The 16934-nt window shown below is 65.8% G+C and carries 14 protein-coding genes and 1 riboswitch; of the genes, 1 reads left to right on the forward strand and 13 read right to left on the reverse strand.

What is annotated here, in order from left to right; genetic code table 11:
* Positions 1 to 60 precede the first annotated feature (60 nt).
* The 11 genes from thiD to CXR29_RS13090 form a co-directional block, all read right to left on the reverse strand.
* Entirely contained in the window at positions 61 to 990 is a 930-nt protein-coding gene (thiD, locus tag CXR29_RS13035; RefSeq protein WP_127364735.1) for a bifunctional hydroxymethylpyrimidine kinase/phosphomethylpyrimidine kinase, read from the reverse strand.
* Positions 987 to 1772, reverse strand: coding sequence for a thiamine phosphate synthase (gene thiE, locus CXR29_RS13040; RefSeq protein WP_127364736.1), 786 nt, complete (start codon positions 1770 to 1772; stop codon positions 987 to 989). The genes thiD and thiE overlap by 4 nt, the downstream gene beginning before the upstream one ends.
* Positions 1769 to 2698 (reverse strand): hydroxyethylthiazole kinase, encoded by a 930-nt coding sequence (gene thiM, locus CXR29_RS13045; protein ID WP_127364737.1) that lies wholly within the window; start codon positions 2696 to 2698, stop codon positions 1769 to 1771. Before thiM ends, thiE begins: the two co-directional genes overlap by 4 nt.
* Positions 2686 to 2819: riboswitch (TPP riboswitch) on the reverse strand. It overlaps the preceding gene by 13 nt.
* A 207-nt stretch (positions 2820 to 3026) precedes the next feature.
* Positions 3027 to 4238 carry a sugar ABC transporter permease gene (locus tag CXR29_RS13050; protein WP_101554149.1) on the reverse strand — a complete coding sequence of 404 codons (1212 nt, stop codon included), beginning with the start codon at positions 4236 to 4238 and terminating at the stop codon, positions 3027 to 3029.
* Entirely contained in the window at positions 4235 to 5059 is an 825-nt protein-coding gene (locus CXR29_RS13055; protein WP_101554150.1) for an ATP-binding cassette domain-containing protein, read from the reverse strand. Before CXR29_RS13055 ends, CXR29_RS13050 begins: the two co-directional genes overlap by 4 nt.
* Before the next feature lie 98 nt (positions 5060 to 5157).
* Positions 5158 to 6252 carry a substrate-binding domain-containing protein gene (locus CXR29_RS13060; protein WP_127364738.1) on the reverse strand — a complete coding sequence of 365 codons (1095 nt, stop codon included), beginning with the start codon at positions 6250 to 6252 and terminating at the stop codon, positions 5158 to 5160.
* Positions 6253 to 6344: 92 nt separating this feature from the next.
* Positions 6345 to 7463 (reverse strand): LacI family DNA-binding transcriptional regulator, encoded by a 1119-nt coding sequence (locus CXR29_RS13065; RefSeq protein WP_101554152.1) that lies wholly within the window; start codon positions 7461 to 7463, stop codon positions 6345 to 6347.
* A 1059-nt stretch (positions 7464 to 8522) separates the two neighbouring features.
* Positions 8523 to 9752, reverse strand: a complete 1230-nt coding sequence (locus CXR29_RS13075) for an MFS transporter (RefSeq protein ID WP_127364739.1) — start codon at positions 9750 to 9752, stop codon at positions 8523 to 8525.
* 441 nt (positions 9753 to 10193) lie between these two features.
* A complete protein-coding gene (gene guaB / locus CXR29_RS13080; protein ID WP_127364740.1) occupies positions 10194 to 11720 on the reverse strand; it encodes an IMP dehydrogenase in 1527 nt (508 codons plus the stop codon).
* Positions 11721 to 11923: 203 nt separating this feature from the next.
* Entirely contained in the window at positions 11924 to 12586 is a 663-nt protein-coding gene (locus CXR29_RS13085; RefSeq protein ID WP_127364741.1) for a GntR family transcriptional regulator, read from the reverse strand.
* Positions 12587 to 12655: 69 nt separating this feature from the next.
* Positions 12656 to 13726 (reverse strand): pseudouridine synthase, encoded by a 1071-nt coding sequence (locus CXR29_RS13090; RefSeq protein WP_127364742.1) that lies wholly within the window; start codon positions 13724 to 13726, stop codon positions 12656 to 12658.
* 280 nt (positions 13727 to 14006) lie between these two features.
* Between CXR29_RS13090 and CXR29_RS13095 the strand changes: the two genes are divergently transcribed.
* Complete coding sequence (locus CXR29_RS13095) at positions 14007 to 14459, forward strand: hypothetical protein (protein ID WP_127364743.1); 453 nt, start codon at positions 14007 to 14009, stop codon at positions 14457 to 14459.
* A gap of 144 nt (positions 14460 to 14603) precedes the next feature.
* On the opposite strand, the gene CXR29_RS13100 is transcribed toward CXR29_RS13095, so the two are convergent.
* On the reverse strand, positions 14604 to 16334 hold the full coding sequence (locus CXR29_RS13100; RefSeq protein WP_127364744.1) for an acyl-CoA dehydrogenase family protein: 1731 nt from the start codon (positions 16332 to 16334) through the stop codon (positions 14604 to 14606).
* Positions 16331 to 16933 (reverse strand): TetR family transcriptional regulator, encoded by a 603-nt coding sequence (locus CXR29_RS13105; RefSeq protein WP_127364745.1) that lies wholly within the window; start codon positions 16931 to 16933, stop codon positions 16331 to 16333. Before CXR29_RS13105 ends, CXR29_RS13100 begins: the two co-directional genes overlap by 4 nt.
* Position 16934: the final 1 nt, after the last annotated feature.

Raw genomic sequence — 16934 nt, forward strand, 5'->3', positions numbered from 1 at the left:
CGTGGCGGTTCGAGTGAGTTGGCGCTTCCGGTGAGGTGGTGGTCAGGCGGGATGGATACCTCAGGCGGGTCGATCGCGGACGATGTCGACCTGGTGGTCGACGGGTCCGTGGGCGCCCTCCGGATCCAGACTCAGCTGCCAGTCCGCAGCCGAGTTCAGGGCGCGAGCGAGAAAATCGAGGGCATTGCCGACAGCCTCGCCGAGGAGGTCGGACCCGATCGCCGCGCGTGACCGATCTTCCCCGGTCGGGGCCGCCGGATCGGCAGGTCCCCCGGCGGCAGCTGCGCGTTCACGGCCGAGGACGGCCACCTCGGCGGTGATCGCAGCCGAGAGAGTGCACCCTGTTCCGTGCGTGTTCATCGTCGTCACGCGGGGGTGGGTGAACTCCCGGACCTGACCGTCGCTCGTGGCGAGGATGTCGATGACCTCGTCATCGCTACCGTGTCCGCCCTTGAGCAGGACCGCTCCGGGCCCGCGCTCGAGCAGGCGCCCGGCCTGGTCACGCATGGCTTCGGTCGTCTGCGCTTCGGGTTCGTCATCGCTGATGAGCAGGGCCGCCTCGGGGAGGTTGGGGGTGATGAGGTCGGCGACGGGCAGCAGGTGGGTGCGCACGGCGTCGACGGCATCGGCCTCGAGGAGGCGATGGCCGGAGGTCGCGATCATCACCGGGTCGACGGTGAAGAAGCCGAGCCGGCCTTCGGCGGCGCGGGCGACGACGAGTTCGACGAGGTCACGGCTGCCGAGCATCCCCGATTTCGTCGCATCGACGGGCAGGTCGCCGAGCACGGACTCGAACTGATCGGCGACGAAATCGACGTCGATCGGATAGACGCGCGACACCCCGTGCGTGTTCTGCGCGACGAGGGCGGTGATGACGGTCGTGCCCATAGTCTTCCGCGCGGTGAAGGTCTTGAGGTCGGCGTGAATCCCGGCGCCGCCTGAGGGGTCGGTGCCGGCGATGGACAAGGTGATCGGCGGGCGGGTCGTCACTGGTCGCTCCCGGTGAAAGCGGCGAGCAGCTCTTCGGCCGCCGACTTCGGATCCTCGGCCAGGCAGATCGCCGAGACCACGCAGATTCCGATCAGTCCACGTCCGTGCAGGTCGGGGGCACGGTCGGCGGTGATACCGCCGATGGCGACGGCGGGGATTCCGGCTTCTGCCGCCAGCTCGCCGAGGCGGTCCGGTCCGATGCCGTCGGGGGCGTCGGCTTTCGTGGAGGTGTCATAGACCGGTCCGATGCCGACGAGGTCGACGACTCCGGAGTTGCGGGCGGCGGCGAATTCGTCGCTGTTGGCGGCCGAGAGACCGATGAGCGGTGCCGCACCCAGGGCGGCGCGCACCTCGGCGACGGTGGCATCGGTTTGGCCGACGTGGATGTGCACGGTCTCGCCTTCGTCGATGAGGCGGCGGGCCACCTCGACGCGGTCGTTGAGGACGACGGGAACCGTGCGGTCGGTGCCGCGGGTGGCGGCGTCGACGGCGGCGATGACCTGGCGGGTGAGCGAGTAGAACCCTGCGTCGTCGATGTCCTTGTCGCGGACCTGGACGATGCCCACTCCCCCGGCGACGGCGGCCTGCACGGTCTCGGCGACGCTGCGACCGGCGGCTTCGCATTGCGCGGAGTCGGTGACGAGGTAGAGGCGAGTGTCGATTCCGGCGAAGCGGTCGGTCGCGGCAGCGCGGTCGGTCGCGGCGGCTCCATCGGTCGCGGCGGCGCCGTTAGCGGCGGCGCCGTTCGGGTTGTCAGCGATGTGGGCGGATCCGGCGGTCATGCCTGGACGCTTTCGCCGGCGGTTTCATTCGCAGAAGTGAGCGTGTCGAGGCTGATTCTCGCCTGCGCGAGTCGGTCACCGTCGACGGCGTGGAGCGCGTCGAGGAAGTTCACCGAGTAGCTTCCCGGCCCCTTCGCACCATCGGCGGCGAGTTCACCGGCGACCGCGAAGTGCGCGTGGGCGGCGATGACGGCTTCGAACCTCGCCGAGGCGGCCCCACCGTTCGCGGACCCGTCCGTGGCGTTGACGGCCGAGGCATCGGCGTCGGGGTCGGCCAGTCCTGCCCGGGCGGCAGCCAGGTAGGCGACGGTGACGGCACCGAGAGAGCACCCGGTGCCGATGACCATCGGCATGAACTCATGTCCGCCGGTGATGCGGGCGACGTGGACGGTGCCGTCGATATGGGCGACGACGGCATCGGTGGGTCCGGACACGGCGACGATCGCACCGGTTTCCCTGGCCAGCTTTGCGGCGGCGGGGAGGACGGCATCGACTTCAGCGGTGGAGTCGACTCCACGACCGCCGAGTCCGACTCCGGCGAGAGCCGCGATCTCGGAGGCATTGCCGCGGATGGCGGTGGGGTGATCGGCGGCGGCGCGGCGGATGCGGGAGGTGCGGAAGTCGACGGCGCCGACGCTCACGGGGTCGAGGACCCAGGGTTTGCCGGCGGCGTTGGCGACGTCGATGGCGGCATCGGCGGCGAGCAGCTGGTGGTTGGAGGCGGTGCCGAAGTTGACGAGGACTCCGCTGGCGATTCCGGCGAACTGTCCGGCGTCGGCTTCGTGGTCGAGCATCGCCGGGGAGGCGCCGACAGCCAGGAGCACGTTCGCGCTGAACTGCTGCACGACGGTGTTCGTGATGCATTGGATGAGTGGATTGCTTGCGCGCAGTCGCGCATTCGCAGAACGCAGGTCGAAGTCAACCATGACGATCCCTTCGCTAGTATGGCCCAGATCAGGTTCGATGGGTGTTCTCTCAGCCTCGGTGTCCTCCGTGCGCAGCTCTTCGGTGCGAACGGATCCTCGTGAGGCACCCCATGTCATTGGCTTCGACTGTATCAGCCCGACTGAGGCACGGCGACTCCTTGGATGCTCAGTGCCGACCGCTCGACTTGACGTCGCTGTATCAAGCAATGCATTGCGCGCTCGACGCTCAGGCGAGCGGTCGGCAGAGGGAGCTCTTGCGGAACCGAGAGGTCGACGACAACTTGAGCGCTCAGCGCTGAGCGGACGCCCCTGTGCCGCCGACCCGGCACTACCCGCGCCCGACGTACCTCTGGCCTCGGCGGCTGAGCGCATCGATGACGACGGCGGTGAGCAAGACGAGCGCGGTGATGATCTGCTGTGCATCGGAGTTGAAGCCGATGAGGTAGAGACCGTTGTTGATCGCGCCGACGACCAGTGCGCCGAGCACTGCCGCCCAGGCAGTTCCGCGACCACCGAACAGCGAGGTGCCGCCGATGACGGCCGCAGCGATCGCGTTGAGCAGGTCCTGCGTGCTCACCAGCGTCGATCCCGCGTTCGTCGTCACTCCGGTCTTGATGAATCCGAACAGAGCGGCCAGCACTCCGGCAGCCATGAACACGCTGATGCGCACCCAGGTCACGCGGATGCCGGCACGCCGGGCGGCTTCGACCTTGCCGCCGACGGCGTAGATCGAACGACCATAACGGGTCTTGCGCAGCACGAGGTCGATGATGATCGCGATGACGATCATGAGGAAGAACGGCATCGCCAGACCGAAGTCCTGATTGACGAGGATGAGGAAGCCGAACACGATCGCGGCCAGCAGGACGATCCTCACGATCACCGAAGTCCAGCTCGGAGCGCTGAGACCCTCCCGGTGGCGGCGCAACTTCGAATAGATGATGCCGACGCCGAATCCGATGATCGCGATCGCACCGAAGACATAGGCCCAGATCGCCGGGAAATAGAAGCTCGCGAAGTCGAAGGCGAAGGTGTCCGACATCGACAGGTTCTTCTGCGTACCCAGGGTTGTCAGCGTCAGGCCGGTGAACGCGAGCAAGCCGGCCAGGGTCACCACGAACGCCGGGATGCCGACGACGGCGAAGAACCAGCCCTGGATCGCACCGACGACCAGGCCGAGCAGCAGCATGATGACCAGCGCCAGGGCCGGCGGCACACCTTGCCTCACCACCAGAACACCGAGCAGCGAGGCGGCCAATCCGCCCAACTGCGCCAGGGAGAGGTCGATCTCGCCGAGGAGCAGGATGAGGTTGATGCCCAGGGCAAGTATCGCGAGGAATGCGACCTGGGTGGAGAGGTTGACGAGGTTGGCCGGAGAGATGAAATTCGAGTCGGCCGTCTGGAAGACGATGACGATGACGATGAGGGCGAAGATGACCGGGAACGATCCGAGCTGGCCCTCTTTGACCCGTCGCAGGAACGTTCCGACGACGCCTTCGTGAGAGATCCGTTCGTCGGTGATGAAGGAATTGCGGGTCATCGACGCTCACCCCTCCGTGCCGCACGCTTGGTCACGACGTTGTCGCTGGCCCCGGTGATCGCGGCCACGAGCACGTCCGTGCGTTCGTCGCCAGGGAAGTCACCGGCGTCCTTGCCCAAGCGCAGCACGTGCACCCGCTCGCACACAGCCTGCACGTCAGCCATATTGTGGCTGACGAGCAGCACCCCGAGGTCACGTTCCTTCAGCCGTTCGATGAGGTTGAGCACCTCGGCCGTCTGGGCGACACCGAGCGCCGCCGTCGGCTCGTCGAGCATGACCAGGGAGGGTTCGCCCAGCAGCGAGCGAGCGATCGCGACGGTCTGACGCTGACCGCCGGACAGGGCCGCGATCGGCACTCGCACGCTCGGGATCTTCGCTGACAGACTGCGCAGCAGCTCCCAGGATTTGGCCTCCATGGACACCTCGTCGAGCACTCCGCCGCGGGTCTTCTCATGTCCGAGGAAGAGGTTGGCGACGACGTCGAGGTTCTCGCACAGGGCCAAGTCTTGGAACACGGTGGCCACTCCGGCCCTCTGCGCGTCCTTCGGGGAGGAGAACCTCTGCGCCGTTCCGTTCATGATGAGCTCGCCCTCATCGGCGGCATGGACTCCGGCGATGACCTTGATCAGCGTCGATTTGCCGGCGCCGTTGTCGCCGACAAGGCCGACGACCTCGCCGCGGCCGACGCTGAGATTGATGTCGGTCAGTGCCTGAACGGCACCGAATCGCTTGTTGATTCCGCGCAGTTCGAGCACCGGCTCGCTGTCGCTGCCCGGCGTCCGCGTCGCCGCAGATGCCTGGTCAGGTGTCTCTGGTGTCATCTGTTCCTACTTGTCGCAGTCGTTGACCCCGGCAGCCGGCGACCGGTGATGGTCGCCGGCTCGAGGTCGGTCGCATCAGATCGTGAGCGCGCACGTGCTCACTTCACGCCGGCATCGGCACAGAGCTTCTCCACCTTGCTCGTGCAGATATCAGAGGCCTTGATCTGGTCGCCGACGATGTCCTTGATGTTGTCCTTGGTCACGACCTTGGCCTCGACGAAGTCCGTCGGGGTGTCTTTGTAGGTCGTGCTCGCTTCGACGTCCTCGCCCGCAGCCAGAGCCACAGCGGCCTTGGCGGCGAACTCCGCCTGCGGTGGGATCGACTTGTAGATCGTGGCGAACTGATCACCCTTGAGGATGTTCTGCAGACCGTCGACCTCAGCGTCCTGGCCGGTCACCACGGTTTCGACCTTGGCCTTCTTCGTCGCGGCGATGACGCCGCCGGCGGTGCCGTCGTTGGCCGCGTAGATGGCGATCGGCTTCTCACCGTCGCCCTGCAGCTGGCCTTCGACCCACTGGCGGGCGTCGTCGGGGTTCCAGTCGAGGGTGTCATGTCTGGCGGCGATATCGACGCCGGCACCTTTGAGAGTCTCTTCGGCACCGGCCTTGAAGTCCGCGGCGTTCGGGTCTTTCGGGTCACCGTTGACCATCCACACCGGGCCCGATTTCGGGTCGACTCCGGCCTCCTTGAGCCCGTCGAGCACGGCCTGGCCTTGGAGGTTGCCGATCTTCTTGTTATCGAACGAGGTGTAGTAGTCCGCGCCCTCGAAGAAACGGTCGTAGGAGATGACCGGGATCTTCTTCGCTTCTGCCTTCGACAGCGCCGATGCCACCGCTGAGGCATCGACTGGGTCGAGCACGATGGCATCGACACCTTCGGTCACTGCGGCTTCGAACTGCTGTTGCTGCTGGGTCGCATCCTGATTGGCGTTGCGGTATTCGACCTTCGCATCCGGATTGGCCTCTTTGAGGTACTTCTCGAAGTTCGGTTTGTCGAGCGACTCGTATCTGGTGGTCTTCGACTCGGGCAGCAGCAGTGCGATCGTGACGTCTCCGTCGCCGCCGGATCCGCTGTCCGCCTCGTCGTTTCCCTGCCCTTTCTGATTGCCGCAGCCGCTGAGTGCAAGAGCACCGATCGCGACCGAGGCGCCGAAGAGCGCCAGCTTCTTGTGGGACTTAAGGTTGTGCCTCATTGTGAACCTTTCAATCAATCTGACAACGTTGTCAGGCTGTTGAATATGATTCGCTCAACGCCGTCTGCTGTCAACTGTTTCGACAAAAGTTTTCAGCGGGTGTCCGGCGGCTCTTCACCGCTGCCACGAGCGATGACGCACAGCGCGTTGTCGAAATCGGGCACGCTGTCGTCGACACGACAATGCCCCATCGTCTCCGCCGCGATCGGGCCGTTTCCCTCACCGAGGCGGCCCCCGCCGGCCCCGGCAGCGCTGGGTTCCACCCCCGCACCGCTGGGTTCCGCACCGGCCCGGAGCCTGCGGACCGCCTCGGCGGCAAAGGACTCGACGTTGCGATCGACGACGGTGACGTCGAGGAGTTCGGCCGTGGGGAAATCGTCGATGCCCACCAGGGCCGGCCATTCGCCGAGGCGGCGGCAGGCATCGATGGCGCCCTGCGTGAGCGTGGCCGAGAGGGTGATGAGGGCACCGGGGGCGCTGCGGGAGCCGAGCCAGGCGGCGACGACGTTCTTTGCGCTGGCTTCGTCGTGGGCGTCTTCGCGCATATACGCGCGCCAGCCGACACCGCGACGGCCGGCGACGGCATCCTGGATTCCCTGCAGGCGGCGGGTGGTGATGAGGCTGGGCGATTGATCTCCGATGACGCCGAGTGCCATGTGTCCGTGTGCGAGCAGCTGCTCGGCCGCGAGGCGTCCCGCTTCACGGTCATCACCTGCGACGATGCCGATGCCGGGACTGTCGACCGCCGGGTCCAGGGAGACGATTCTGGTGCCTGGCGCCGAGGCGGCTCGTGCGTAGGTCTCGGCCGCCTCGGGGTGGGCGCGGATGACGATGATCCCGGTCAGATCGTTGGCGAGGCATTCGTCGAGGAAGGCTTCCTCCCGGTCGGGATCGTCACCGACGACGGTCACTACAGGGCGCAGGTCGACGGCTGCGAGTTCGGCTTCCACGGCGGCGAAGGCACGAGCCTGAAAGGCGTCCCCGGCATCGGAGAGGACCACGCCGATATAGGGTGAGCGGCCTCCGGCACGCAAGCGCCGGGCTGTGGAATTGAGTCGGAATCCGAGTTCTTCTGCGGCGGTTTCGACCTTCTCCGCGGTCGAGGCGGCAACGTGCTTTTCGCCGTTGAGGACGCGGGAGGCCGTCTTGATGCTCACACCGGCGCGGGCAGCGACCGTGGCCAGGGTCGGCCGATCGTTCTGCTTCGCCATGTGCGCACCTTTGAGTCTGAGGACCGATTCGTGACTCTGCGCAGCGACGCGCAGGCAACCGTTGGAATGATACTAACCGCTGAGGTGAAGGATGAACGCACTCGCCGAGGTGGGGCTCCGCTGCGAAGCCCCACCTCGGCGATCGCGGTGTTCGGACTTCGGCGCCTCACCCACCGCTCAACTCAGCGCCGACCGCACACATCGGCTCGGTCGCATCGCATCGACCGCTCAAGTCCGCACCGACCGCGCGCCGCATAGCTCGCTGCAGTGTCGCTGAGGTGAGCGGTCGGCAGATAGCGGCCGCGTCAACGGTCCCCGGGATCAGTCCGGCAGGCTCGTCACTGCCCGGTTGAAGTCCATGGCGGTCTTGATCCAGAACGCCAACTGTTCGTCATCACGGACAGACTCTGCGCTCACGTTGATCCATCCCGGCCCCATGTTTCGCCCGGTTCCCATCTCGGCTTGGGCCGCATCCGGTCGCTTGAGGAGCTCGTCGTGCCGAGCGGCATCGACTCGCGCTGACGGTGCCAACGGCATCCGGGTGGGGGATTTCGGGGGTCTGAAGGGGTGCTGAGGTGGGTGTCGCTTCGGTGTCATAGAGCAGAGAAGTCGTCACTGTGAGGTTTCCTCCTTCGATGATGCGCACCGCGAAGCGCGGCTCGCATTAGGGAAACCTACCCTAACTTTCCGGGTTGGCGAAGAGAGTCTTCGCCGATCCGACAACTACGGGCGTCGCGCATCCGTCGGGCAAGACCGTGCCCGCGCCCAGGTCTCATGCGGCAAGGAGGCTGTTCGCACTACGGGCGCATCGGGCAGAAAAGCGCTGAGTGGCCTTCGTCACATGCAGGTGTGTTGTCCAACATCGTGAGACGTTCATGGCGGATCCGGCTCCCGAGTTCCGGACGCCCCGTGCGGAGTCCCGAGGCATAATTCCGCACAGATCGTCCGGAACTCGGCCTTTACCGCTTCGCCTCAGCAAATATGGGTCGCTATCGGATACTTTTGTCGCCGGAAAGTATCCGATGCTGACCTAGATCTGCCGCTCGTTGGGCGCATGGATCAATCCTCACAGAACGATTCGTCGTCGATCAGCACCGCCGCCAGGACCGTGCAGATCACGAAGACTCCAGAGGCTGTGGCCACAGGAATCATCAGGCTGATTGTGCCCAGAAGGCCTCCCGCCAAGGAGCCGATGGCAAGTCCGGACAGCCCCATGACGCGAGTCGCGCCGCCGACCTTTCCCAGCAGCGAATCGGGCACGAGCCTCTGGCGGAGCGAAGTCGAGCAGATGTTCCATACGACCGCGTGGAAGATGTAGACGGCCAATAAGGCTCCTGCGATCCGCGGGTCTGTTGTGAATGTGAGCCCACCCAGCGAGAGCGCTCCGAGCAGAAGACTCGCGGCGATGGTCCATTTCGCGCCCAGTCGGCGTCGCAGTGCGGGTGCTGCAAAGGTTGCGAGGAGACCGCCGAGTGCGGAGAACGCGAGGAGGAAACCATAGGCTGTCTCACCGAGTCCGAGCCGGTCTCGGGCGATCAGCACGAGGATCGAAAACGCCAGCATGTATCCGATACTGGCTAGGGCACCGATCAGAGCAAGCCCACCGACGAGTTTGTGACGAGCCAGCCACGCAAGGCCGTCCATGGATTCGCGGTACATCTCCATGGGCGAGGGGAAGCTCCCGGCGATCCGCTGCTGTGACGACAGGTCGTGTTCGCGTCGGGCCCGGCGGGCGGGCAGAGCCAAAGCGATCAGACCCGCTGCTGACCACAGTCCTCCCATTGCGAAGACCGGCGCTGACGCTGCGATCGCAATGAGAAGTCCTCCTAACGGAGGTCCTACGAATTCATCGGCGACGAGTTGCGCAGCGGCGATTCTTCCATTTGCTGCCTCCAATCTTCCACGGTCGAACAGCGACGGCAGGATTGCGACGGCAGCGTTGTCCGCAGTGCTCTCCAAAGCGGCCACCACCGCCATGGCAAGGTAGAGCGCGACAAGTGACGACAGCCCGAACTGCAATGAGAGCGCGAATCCCAGCAGCGCGAGTCCCCGCAGAAGATTGGCAACGACGATCAGTTTCCGGCGTTCAAGTCGATCCACGACAACACCGATAGGCAATGCGACGAAGAGGCGGACGACCGCATAGAGGGTAGCCAAACCAGCGATGATTCGCGGGTCATCGGTGAATGACGCAGCGAGCAGAGGCATCGAGACAAAGGCCAGGCCATCCGCGAGATTCGAGAGTGCATTGGCTCCCCACAGCACTCGGAAGCTGCGGCTCAACGACATTTAGTCAGTCTACGAGAGTCTGTGCCTCGACCCGCTGCTCTGCGCAAGGAGAAGAGCCTGCGCCTCGACCCGAAGCTCTGCGCAAGGAGAGAGGAACGGCAAGTGCGAGGCACCACGCTCGCTGAGTTCCGGACGCCCCGTGCGGGGTCTCAGCACAGAATCCCGCACGGATCGTCCGGAACTCCACCTTCGCCCCTCCGCTTGAGCAAACTTAGGTCACCATCGGATACTTCTGTCGCCGGAAAAGTATCCGATGCTGACCTACTTTCGGTCAGACAGTATCCGAAGCTGACCTAGAAATGCCGCGCACTCGCGAACGCACGAAAAAGCCGCAACCCCCGCGCATTCGCAGACGCACGAAAAAGCCGCAGCCTCCGCGCAAACGCGGAAACTGCGGCTTCTCATCGACCAGAGTCCCCTCTGCCAGAGGTCCTGCCTACCTCACTTCACGACGTAGTTCGGGGCCTCGACGGTCATCTGGATATCGTGCGGGTGACTTTCCTTCAACCCAGCCGTGGTCAGACGGACGAACTTGCCCTTGGCCTTGAGCTCGTCGACGGTGCGGGCGCCGACGTAGAACATCGTCTGGCGCAGACCTCCGGTGAGCTGGTGGGCGACCTGCTTGAGGTGACCGCGATAGGCGACACGACCTTCGATGCCCTCGGGGATGAGGTCGGTGTCGGTGGCGATATCGGCCTGGAAGTAGCGATCCTTCGAATACGACTTGCCCTTGCGCGGAGCCATCGCGCCCAGCGAGCCCATGCCGCGGTAGGCCTTGTACTGCTTGCCGTTGACGAAGATGAGTTCGCCCGGCGACTCGTTGCACCCGGCCAGCAGGGATCCGAGCATGACGGTGTCGGCACCGGCGACCAGCGCCTTGCCGATGTCACCGGAGTACTGGAGTCCGCCGTCGGCGATGACCGGGACGCCGGCGGCTCGGGCGGCCTGAGCGGCGAGGTGGACGGCGGTGACCTGCGGGACGCCGACACCGGCGACGACGCGGGTGGTGCAGATCGATCCGGGTCCCACGCCGACCTTGACGGCGTCGACTCCGGCCTCGACGAGCGCCTGCGCGCCTTCCTTCGTGGCGACGTTTCCGCCGATGATCTGCACGCCGGAGAACGCCGGATCGGACTTGACCTTCTTGATCATGTCGGTGACTCCGCGGGCGTGACCGTTGGCGGTGTCGACGACGAGGACGTCGGCTCCCGCCTCGGCGAGCAGTCCTGCACGCTCGTAGGCGTCGCCGTAGAATCCGACGGCGGCACCGACACGCAGGCGACCCTCGTCGTCCTTGGTCGCCAGCGGGTATTCCTCGGTCTTGACGAAGTCCTTGACGGTGATGAGGCCCTGGATGACGTTATTGTCATCGACGAGGGGCAGCTTCTCGACCTTGTGTTCGGCGAGCAGCTCGAAGGCCTTCTCGGCGGCCACGCCGACGGGGGCGGTGACCAGCGGCATCTTCGTCATCGTCTCGGCGACGGTGCGCGTGGGGAATTCGCTGCGGGTGACGAAGCGCAGGTCGCGGTTGGTCACGATGCCGACGAGCACATTGTTCTCGTCAACGACGGGCAGTCCGGAGATGCGGTACTTGCCGCAGATCTCGTCGAGCTCTTCCAGCGTCTTGTCCGCGGTGATCGTCAGCGGGTCGTTGATCATGCCCGATTCGGAGCGCTTGACGTAATCGACCTGGTTCGCCTGATCCTCGGCGGAGAGGTTGCGGTGGATGATGCCCAGGCCGCCGATGCGGGCCATGGCGATCGCCATCCGGGATTCGGTCACGGTGTCCATCGCCGCGGAGACGAGCGGAATGTTGAGTTCGATCTCCTTGGTCACCCGGGAGGCCGTGGAGGCTTCGGAAGGGATGACATCGGTGTCGCCTGGCAGGAGGAGGACATCGTCATACGTGAGTCCCGTCAGCGAGAACGGATCGTTTGCGGCCTGTGATTCCTGCTCAGGGTTTCCCATGAAGACAGCCTTTCGACGCGAAGATACGGTGGCTCAATGCTATCGGAGCGCGACAGCCGACGGCTATGGGTTCAAGTACCGAGCACTGTGAGACTGGCTACACAGGAAAAGCTGTCGGATTCGTGCGGGAAACCTTCACCGAGGCGGCTCATCGTCAAGCCATCACCGAAACAGGTGGCCGCCGCCCCATCCTCACCGAAGCTCTACCGCCCCTCCCCCACGGACCGTGCGAGGTCGAGGGTCGAGGCTTCGGAGTCGTCGAGGTGGATGCGCAGCAGCCCTTCGGCGCCCTGCCGGTCCCCGGACTTCATCTTCTCGAGGATATCCCGGTGCGGATTCGCCCAGTGCGAATGGTATTTGCCGGGTTCGGGCGAGCGCGAAAACGTCGTCGACAGCCGAGCCATGAGGTTGAGGTAGAACTCGTTGAGAAGCGGTGAACCAAGGAGGCCGACGATCGCGCGGTGGAACGATGCCGAGTGTTCCTGCGCATCGGCCCAGGTTTCGTTCTTCGGTGCGGTTTCGGCCCGGACCACGGAGGCTTCGACGGCGGCCATCGCCTCGTCGGTGGCATCCTGCGATTCCTGGACGGCGCGGATCTCGAAGACTCGGCGGGCACGGTAGAGGTCCTTGAGCTCGTCGATGCCGAAGGTGGAGACGAAGAAACCCCGGTTGGGCTCCTGGGTGAGCAGCCCGGCGTGGCGCAGCAGGCTCAGCGATTCGCGGGCGGTGTTGCGCGAAACGTTGAACTCCTTGGCCAAGGCACCATCGCGGACCGGGCTTCCCGCCGGGTATTCACCACTGGTGATGCGGGTGCGGACAAGGGCGACGATCGCCTCTGACGTGCAGCCGGGGGAATGTGGACTCATACCACCAGGCTACCGTGTCCCCGCCGACCATGGGCGAACTTCGCCGCCGACTCTGCCTGAGCCGACCGCTCAGGACGCAGCGACCGCACCCGGGTCGAGGCTCAGATGCGAGCTGAAATGGCGCGGGCACCCCGTCAGCGGATCGTCGAATGCGATCTCCGCGGCCAACAGCTGCAGTGGTGACGTGAAGTCGTACGGATCCGGGCCGAGATCGACCGGATAGACCGGATCACCGAGGATGGGCAGCCCGAGCCCGTTCATGTGCACCCGCAGCTGGTGGGTCTTGCCCGTGACCGGCGCAAGTTCGTACTCGGCAATCCCTCCCCGAGGCGGACCTTCGTCCTCGTCTCCCGCCCATTCGGACGGTGCATGGTCACCTCCCCCTCGCCGAGGCGGCCCAACTGCATCCGTATCCACTCGAGTCCCGCTGGGGCTGAGTCCCTGTGCTCCGATCGTGCGCACGAGTCGGATCCGACTGACCGCGTTCGACTCCCCCGCGACTTCGAGCACCTGGCGTCCGCCGACAGGCTTGACCAGGCGCGATTCCCGGACAATCGGGAATTCGAGCTCCGGCGGCGGGGCCGGCGCCAGAGCTCGGTAGGTCTTGTGAACCCTGCGGTCTTGGAACAGACGCTGGTAGCGGCCGCGCGTCTCGGGCCGTTTCGACAGAACCAGCAGACCGGCGGTGATCCGGTCGAGTCGGTGGATGGCGACGAGGTCGGGCTGGTCGAGATCGACACGCAGCCGGGTGACGACGCATTCGCGCACGAAGCGCCCGTTCGGAGTGCTGGCGAGGAAATGAGGTTTGTCGACGACGATCAGGTCCTCGTCCTCGAACACGATCCCGACGTCGAAGGGGATCCGCTCTTCGGCCGGGACCGGGCGATGGAAGAAGTAGAACCCGCCGGGAATGACCGGATCGTCCCAGGTCACCGGGCGCCCCGCCTCGTCGCACATGTCCCCATCAGTCAGCAGCGCCTGTCGGGACTCGGGGGCCGCCTCGGGGAATTCGGTCTCGAGCCAGTCGCCGATCGAGTCGGGAACGGGCAGGTGGTTCTTCGCATGGGTGGCCTTGCCACCGGGGGCCCGCAGAGCGGTCGCCGAGATTCCCTCTCGGGGCGGAAGCGGACTGCGGGGCATGGGGCCAAGTCTATGCGGTGCCGCCTTCGTCCCCAGCCGATGCGGCGCCACAATCGTCCCCAGTCGATGCGGTGCCGCCATCGGCACGGTCGCGGAAGCTTTCGCGCGAAAGCACGGTCGCGAAAGCACCGTCGCGGAAGCACGGTCGCGAAAGCACCGGCGCGGAAGCTCTGGCGCGGAACCGCACAGAATCTGCCGGATACCGCAGATCGGCCGCGGTTTCCGCAAAACTCCGAGACGCCTTCGAATTCCCGCCGGCCGAGCACCTATGGTGGGACACATGGACCGCATCGAACTCACGCAGGATGTCCTCTGCGAGAAGGTCGTCACCCCGATCGTTCTCGGAATGTTCGCGAACTACGAATGGGACAGCATCGCGATGCTCCGAGACACCGAGGATGAGCGTCGGCTCATTGCGCGGATCGTCGTCGCCGGGGAGGCCATTGAAGTCCTCCTCGACTTCCCCGGAAACGAGGAGAACCTCTACGACATGCAGGAACGACTGGTCGCAGAGTTCCGGGCGTTCATCGACAGATCCGAGTTCGGGGCACGTCGCACTTCGGAGTGGGAAGCCGATTCGTTCAATCTCGAACAGAAGCCGGCTGTCGTCTCCCGCACACCGCGACCGGATTTCGACGGACCGCCGGACTGCGTTCAGCGTCGCCTGCGCAACGGCGGGAGGGTCATGCGCGTCGACCGCCGCCGCTGCGTCTCCGCGCACCGCCGCAGCTGAACAACCGCCCCGCTGCACCCTGCCCCCACCGCACTCGGCTGCGCGCCGGAGGCCCCGCGTCGCGGCACAGTTTGAGTTGAATAGCCCAGTTTCAAACATGTGCTGTTCAACTCAGACTGTGCTTTCAGCGACAGGACATCCCGCTCACGCCCGGGCGACGAGGAAGTCGATGTCGACACCGTCGGGCAGGGCACCGTACTCGCGGCCCCGATCGGCACCGAGGCGGGCCGCCGCAAAACTCGATGCCACCTCAAATGGCGCGGATTCGAAGAGGATCGCCGCCTGCATGAGCAGCGCCATCTTCTCCACGAGAACTCGGCCTCGCCCCTGCAGCGCCGCCTGCGCGGCCGCATCCCCGGAATCCAGATCCTGCACCGCTGACTGCAGCGACCGCGCCAGCGATTCGTAGGCTGCATCGAAGTCCGTGTGCTGGCCCAATCCGGTCTCGAGGAAGCCGAGGAACGACTTGGCACTTCGCGGTTCACGGGCCAAGGCACGCAGCACGTCGAGGACGATGACGTTTCCGGATCCTTCCCACACCGCCATCACCGGCTGCTCCCGGTAGCGGCGGGCCAGGGGGAACGCTTCGGTGTAGCCGTTGCCGCCGAGGCACTCGAGTGCTTCGTACGCGTGCTCGGGCCCACGTTTGCAGATCCAGTACTTCCCGACAGCCGTGGCAAGGCGCCGGAAGTCGGCCGCCTCGGGGCTGTCGTCGTCGTAGGCGGCGGCAAGATGCAGCGCCGTGTAGGTGGCCGCTTCGGTTTCGAGCTGGAGGTCGGCGATGACCGCGCGCATGAGCGGCTGGTCGATGAGCTTGGTGCCGAAGGCCGCGCGCCCACGGGCGTGCCAGGCCGCCTCGGCCACACTTTGGCGCATCCCCGCGGCCGAGCCGAGGACGCAGTCGAGCCGGGTCTGGGCGACCATCTCGATGATCGTGCGCACTCCCCTGCCCGGCTGCCCCAGCAGCCACCCCTGGGTGGCGTCGAACTCGACTTCCGAGGAGGCATTGGATCTGTTCCCCAACTTGTCCTTGAGCCGCTGGATCCGCACCGAGTTGAGGTCACCGCCGGGCAGCACTCGGGGCACGACGAAGCAGCTCGGTCCCTCATCAAGTTGGGCGATGACGAGGAAGGCATCGGACTGCGGAGCCGAACAGAACCATTTGTGGCCGGTGATGAGGTAGTGGTCGCCGACCGGGACCGCAGTGGTGGTGTTCGCGCGGATGTCCGATCCGCCCTGTTTCTCCGTCATCGCCATGCCGAAGGTCACTGCGGACTTCGTCGCCGGGTCGACCCTCCGCGGATCGTACCCGGCGGCGGTGGCACGCGGCACCCAGAAATCGGCGAGAGCGGAGTCGACGAGCAGGGACGGCACGACCGCGTGCGTCATCGACACCGGGCAGGCGTGGCCGGGTTCGATCTGGGAGAAGAGCATGAACCGCACGGCGCGTTCGACGTTCGCCCCCGGCCCGGGATGAGTCCAGGCGTAGGAGTGGGCTTCCGCGTCGAGTGCATCGCCGATGATCCGGTGGTAAGCCGGGTGGAATTCGATCTCGTCGACGCGATTGCCCCAGTCGTCGTGGGTCCGCAGCACCGGCCCGTGGACGTTGACCAAGCGTGCGTCGTTGATGAAATCGGCGCTGCCGACGAGCGCCCCGATGCGCTCGAGCTCATCGTGCGAGGCACCCGGCGAATAGTGGGCGAGCGCGTCTTTCAGGGCCGTATTCAGCGAGAACTCGTTGATATCTCGCCGAGGCGGCGCCTGGTTGAACACCGTATGCGTCGTCCGCGGGGTGGTGGGGTCCGACCCGGGGTCTGCCGAGCGTGCGGCTGCAGGGTTCGCTTTCGTTGACGCGGTGTCGGGCGTCGTGGTCATGGTTCTCCTAATGCGGATCTGGTGTAGGTGGTCAGTGCCTTGATGAGGGACTCGATCTCTGCGGAGCTCGGATTCGGGGTGGCCGGATCGAGGATGTCGACGAGGTTCTCTCCGACGCTTCCGACGATCGACCGGGCGACCACCTCGGCGGGGATCGTCGTGCTGCCCACCCGGTCAAGGGCTGCCCCGATGGCGGCGACGTATCCGCGGCGCAGCCGCAGACGTTCGCTCTGCACAGGCTCGGGAACCTCTTCGAGCAGCAGGGCGTGGGCGAGCCGGCGACCGGCCACGGCGCGGCGGACGAAGACTTCGACGGTCGATTCCGCGACCTCGGCGGCGGTGGATGCTTCGGCGACGGTACCGGCGATGACCTCCAGCTCGTGGCCTGCCGCCTGCGCGAAGACCAGCCGCAGCAGCTCGTCTCGGCTGCTGAAGTACGTGTAGATCGACCCGGCACTGCAATCGGCCTCGACGGCAACCGCGGCCACACTCGCCGAGGCGAATCCTCCGCGGGCAATGACATGTCGAGTGGCGCGTTCGATGCCGGCCCGACGCGCCTCGGCATTGGCCCGAGTGCGCTGGGTTGCGCGATACGCCATC

It is taken from the genome of Brevibacterium linens, from assembly GCF_003999335.1.
In the GTDB taxonomy this organism is placed as follows: domain Bacteria; phylum Actinomycetota; class Actinomycetes; order Actinomycetales; family Brevibacteriaceae; genus Brevibacterium; species Brevibacterium linens.

Bases quoted from the DNA above. Each gene is read 5' to 3' on its own strand.
- thiE (WP_127364736.1), bottom strand. From the start codon at position 1,772: ATGACCGCCGGATCCGCCCACATCGCTGACAACCCGAACGGCGCCGCC.
- thiM (WP_127364737.1), bottom strand. From the start codon at position 2,698: ATGGTTGACTTCGACCTGCGTTCTGCGAATGCGCGACTGCGCGCAAGC.
- CXR29_RS13050 (WP_101554149.1), bottom strand. From the start codon at position 4,238: ATGACCCGCAATTCCTTCATCACCGACGAACGGATCTCTCACGAAGGC.
- CXR29_RS13055 (WP_101554150.1), bottom strand. From the start codon at position 5,059: ATGACACCAGAGACACCTGACCAGGCATCTGCGGCGACGCGGACGCCG.
- CXR29_RS13060 (WP_127364738.1), bottom strand. From the start codon at position 6,252: ATGAGGCACAACCTTAAGTCCCACAAGAAGCTGGCGCTCTTCGGCGCC.
- CXR29_RS13065 (WP_101554152.1), bottom strand. From the start codon at position 7,463: ATGGCGAAGCAGAACGATCGGCCGACCCTGGCCACGGTCGCTGCCCGC.
- CXR29_RS13075 (WP_127364739.1), bottom strand. From the start codon at position 9,752: ATGTCGTTGAGCCGCAGCTTCCGAGTGCTGTGGGGAGCCAATGCACTC.
- guaB (WP_127364740.1), bottom strand. From the start codon at position 11,720: ATGGGAAACCCTGAGCAGGAATCACAGGCCGCAAACGATCCGTTCTCG.
- CXR29_RS13085 (WP_127364741.1), bottom strand. From the start codon at position 12,586: ATGAGTCCACATTCCCCCGGCTGCACGTCAGAGGCGATCGTCGCCCTT.
- CXR29_RS13090 (WP_127364742.1), bottom strand. From the start codon at position 13,726: ATGCCCCGCAGTCCGCTTCCGCCCCGAGAGGGAATCTCGGCGACCGCT.
- CXR29_RS13095 (WP_127364743.1), top strand. From the start codon at position 14,007: ATGGACCGCATCGAACTCACGCAGGATGTCCTCTGCGAGAAGGTCGTC.
- CXR29_RS13100 (WP_127364744.1), bottom strand. From the start codon at position 16,334: ATGACCACGACGCCCGACACCGCGTCAACGAAAGCGAACCCTGCAGCC.
- CXR29_RS13105 (WP_127364745.1), bottom strand. From the start codon at position 16,933: ATGGCGTATCGCGCAACCCAGCGCACTCGGGCCAATGCCGAGGCGCGT.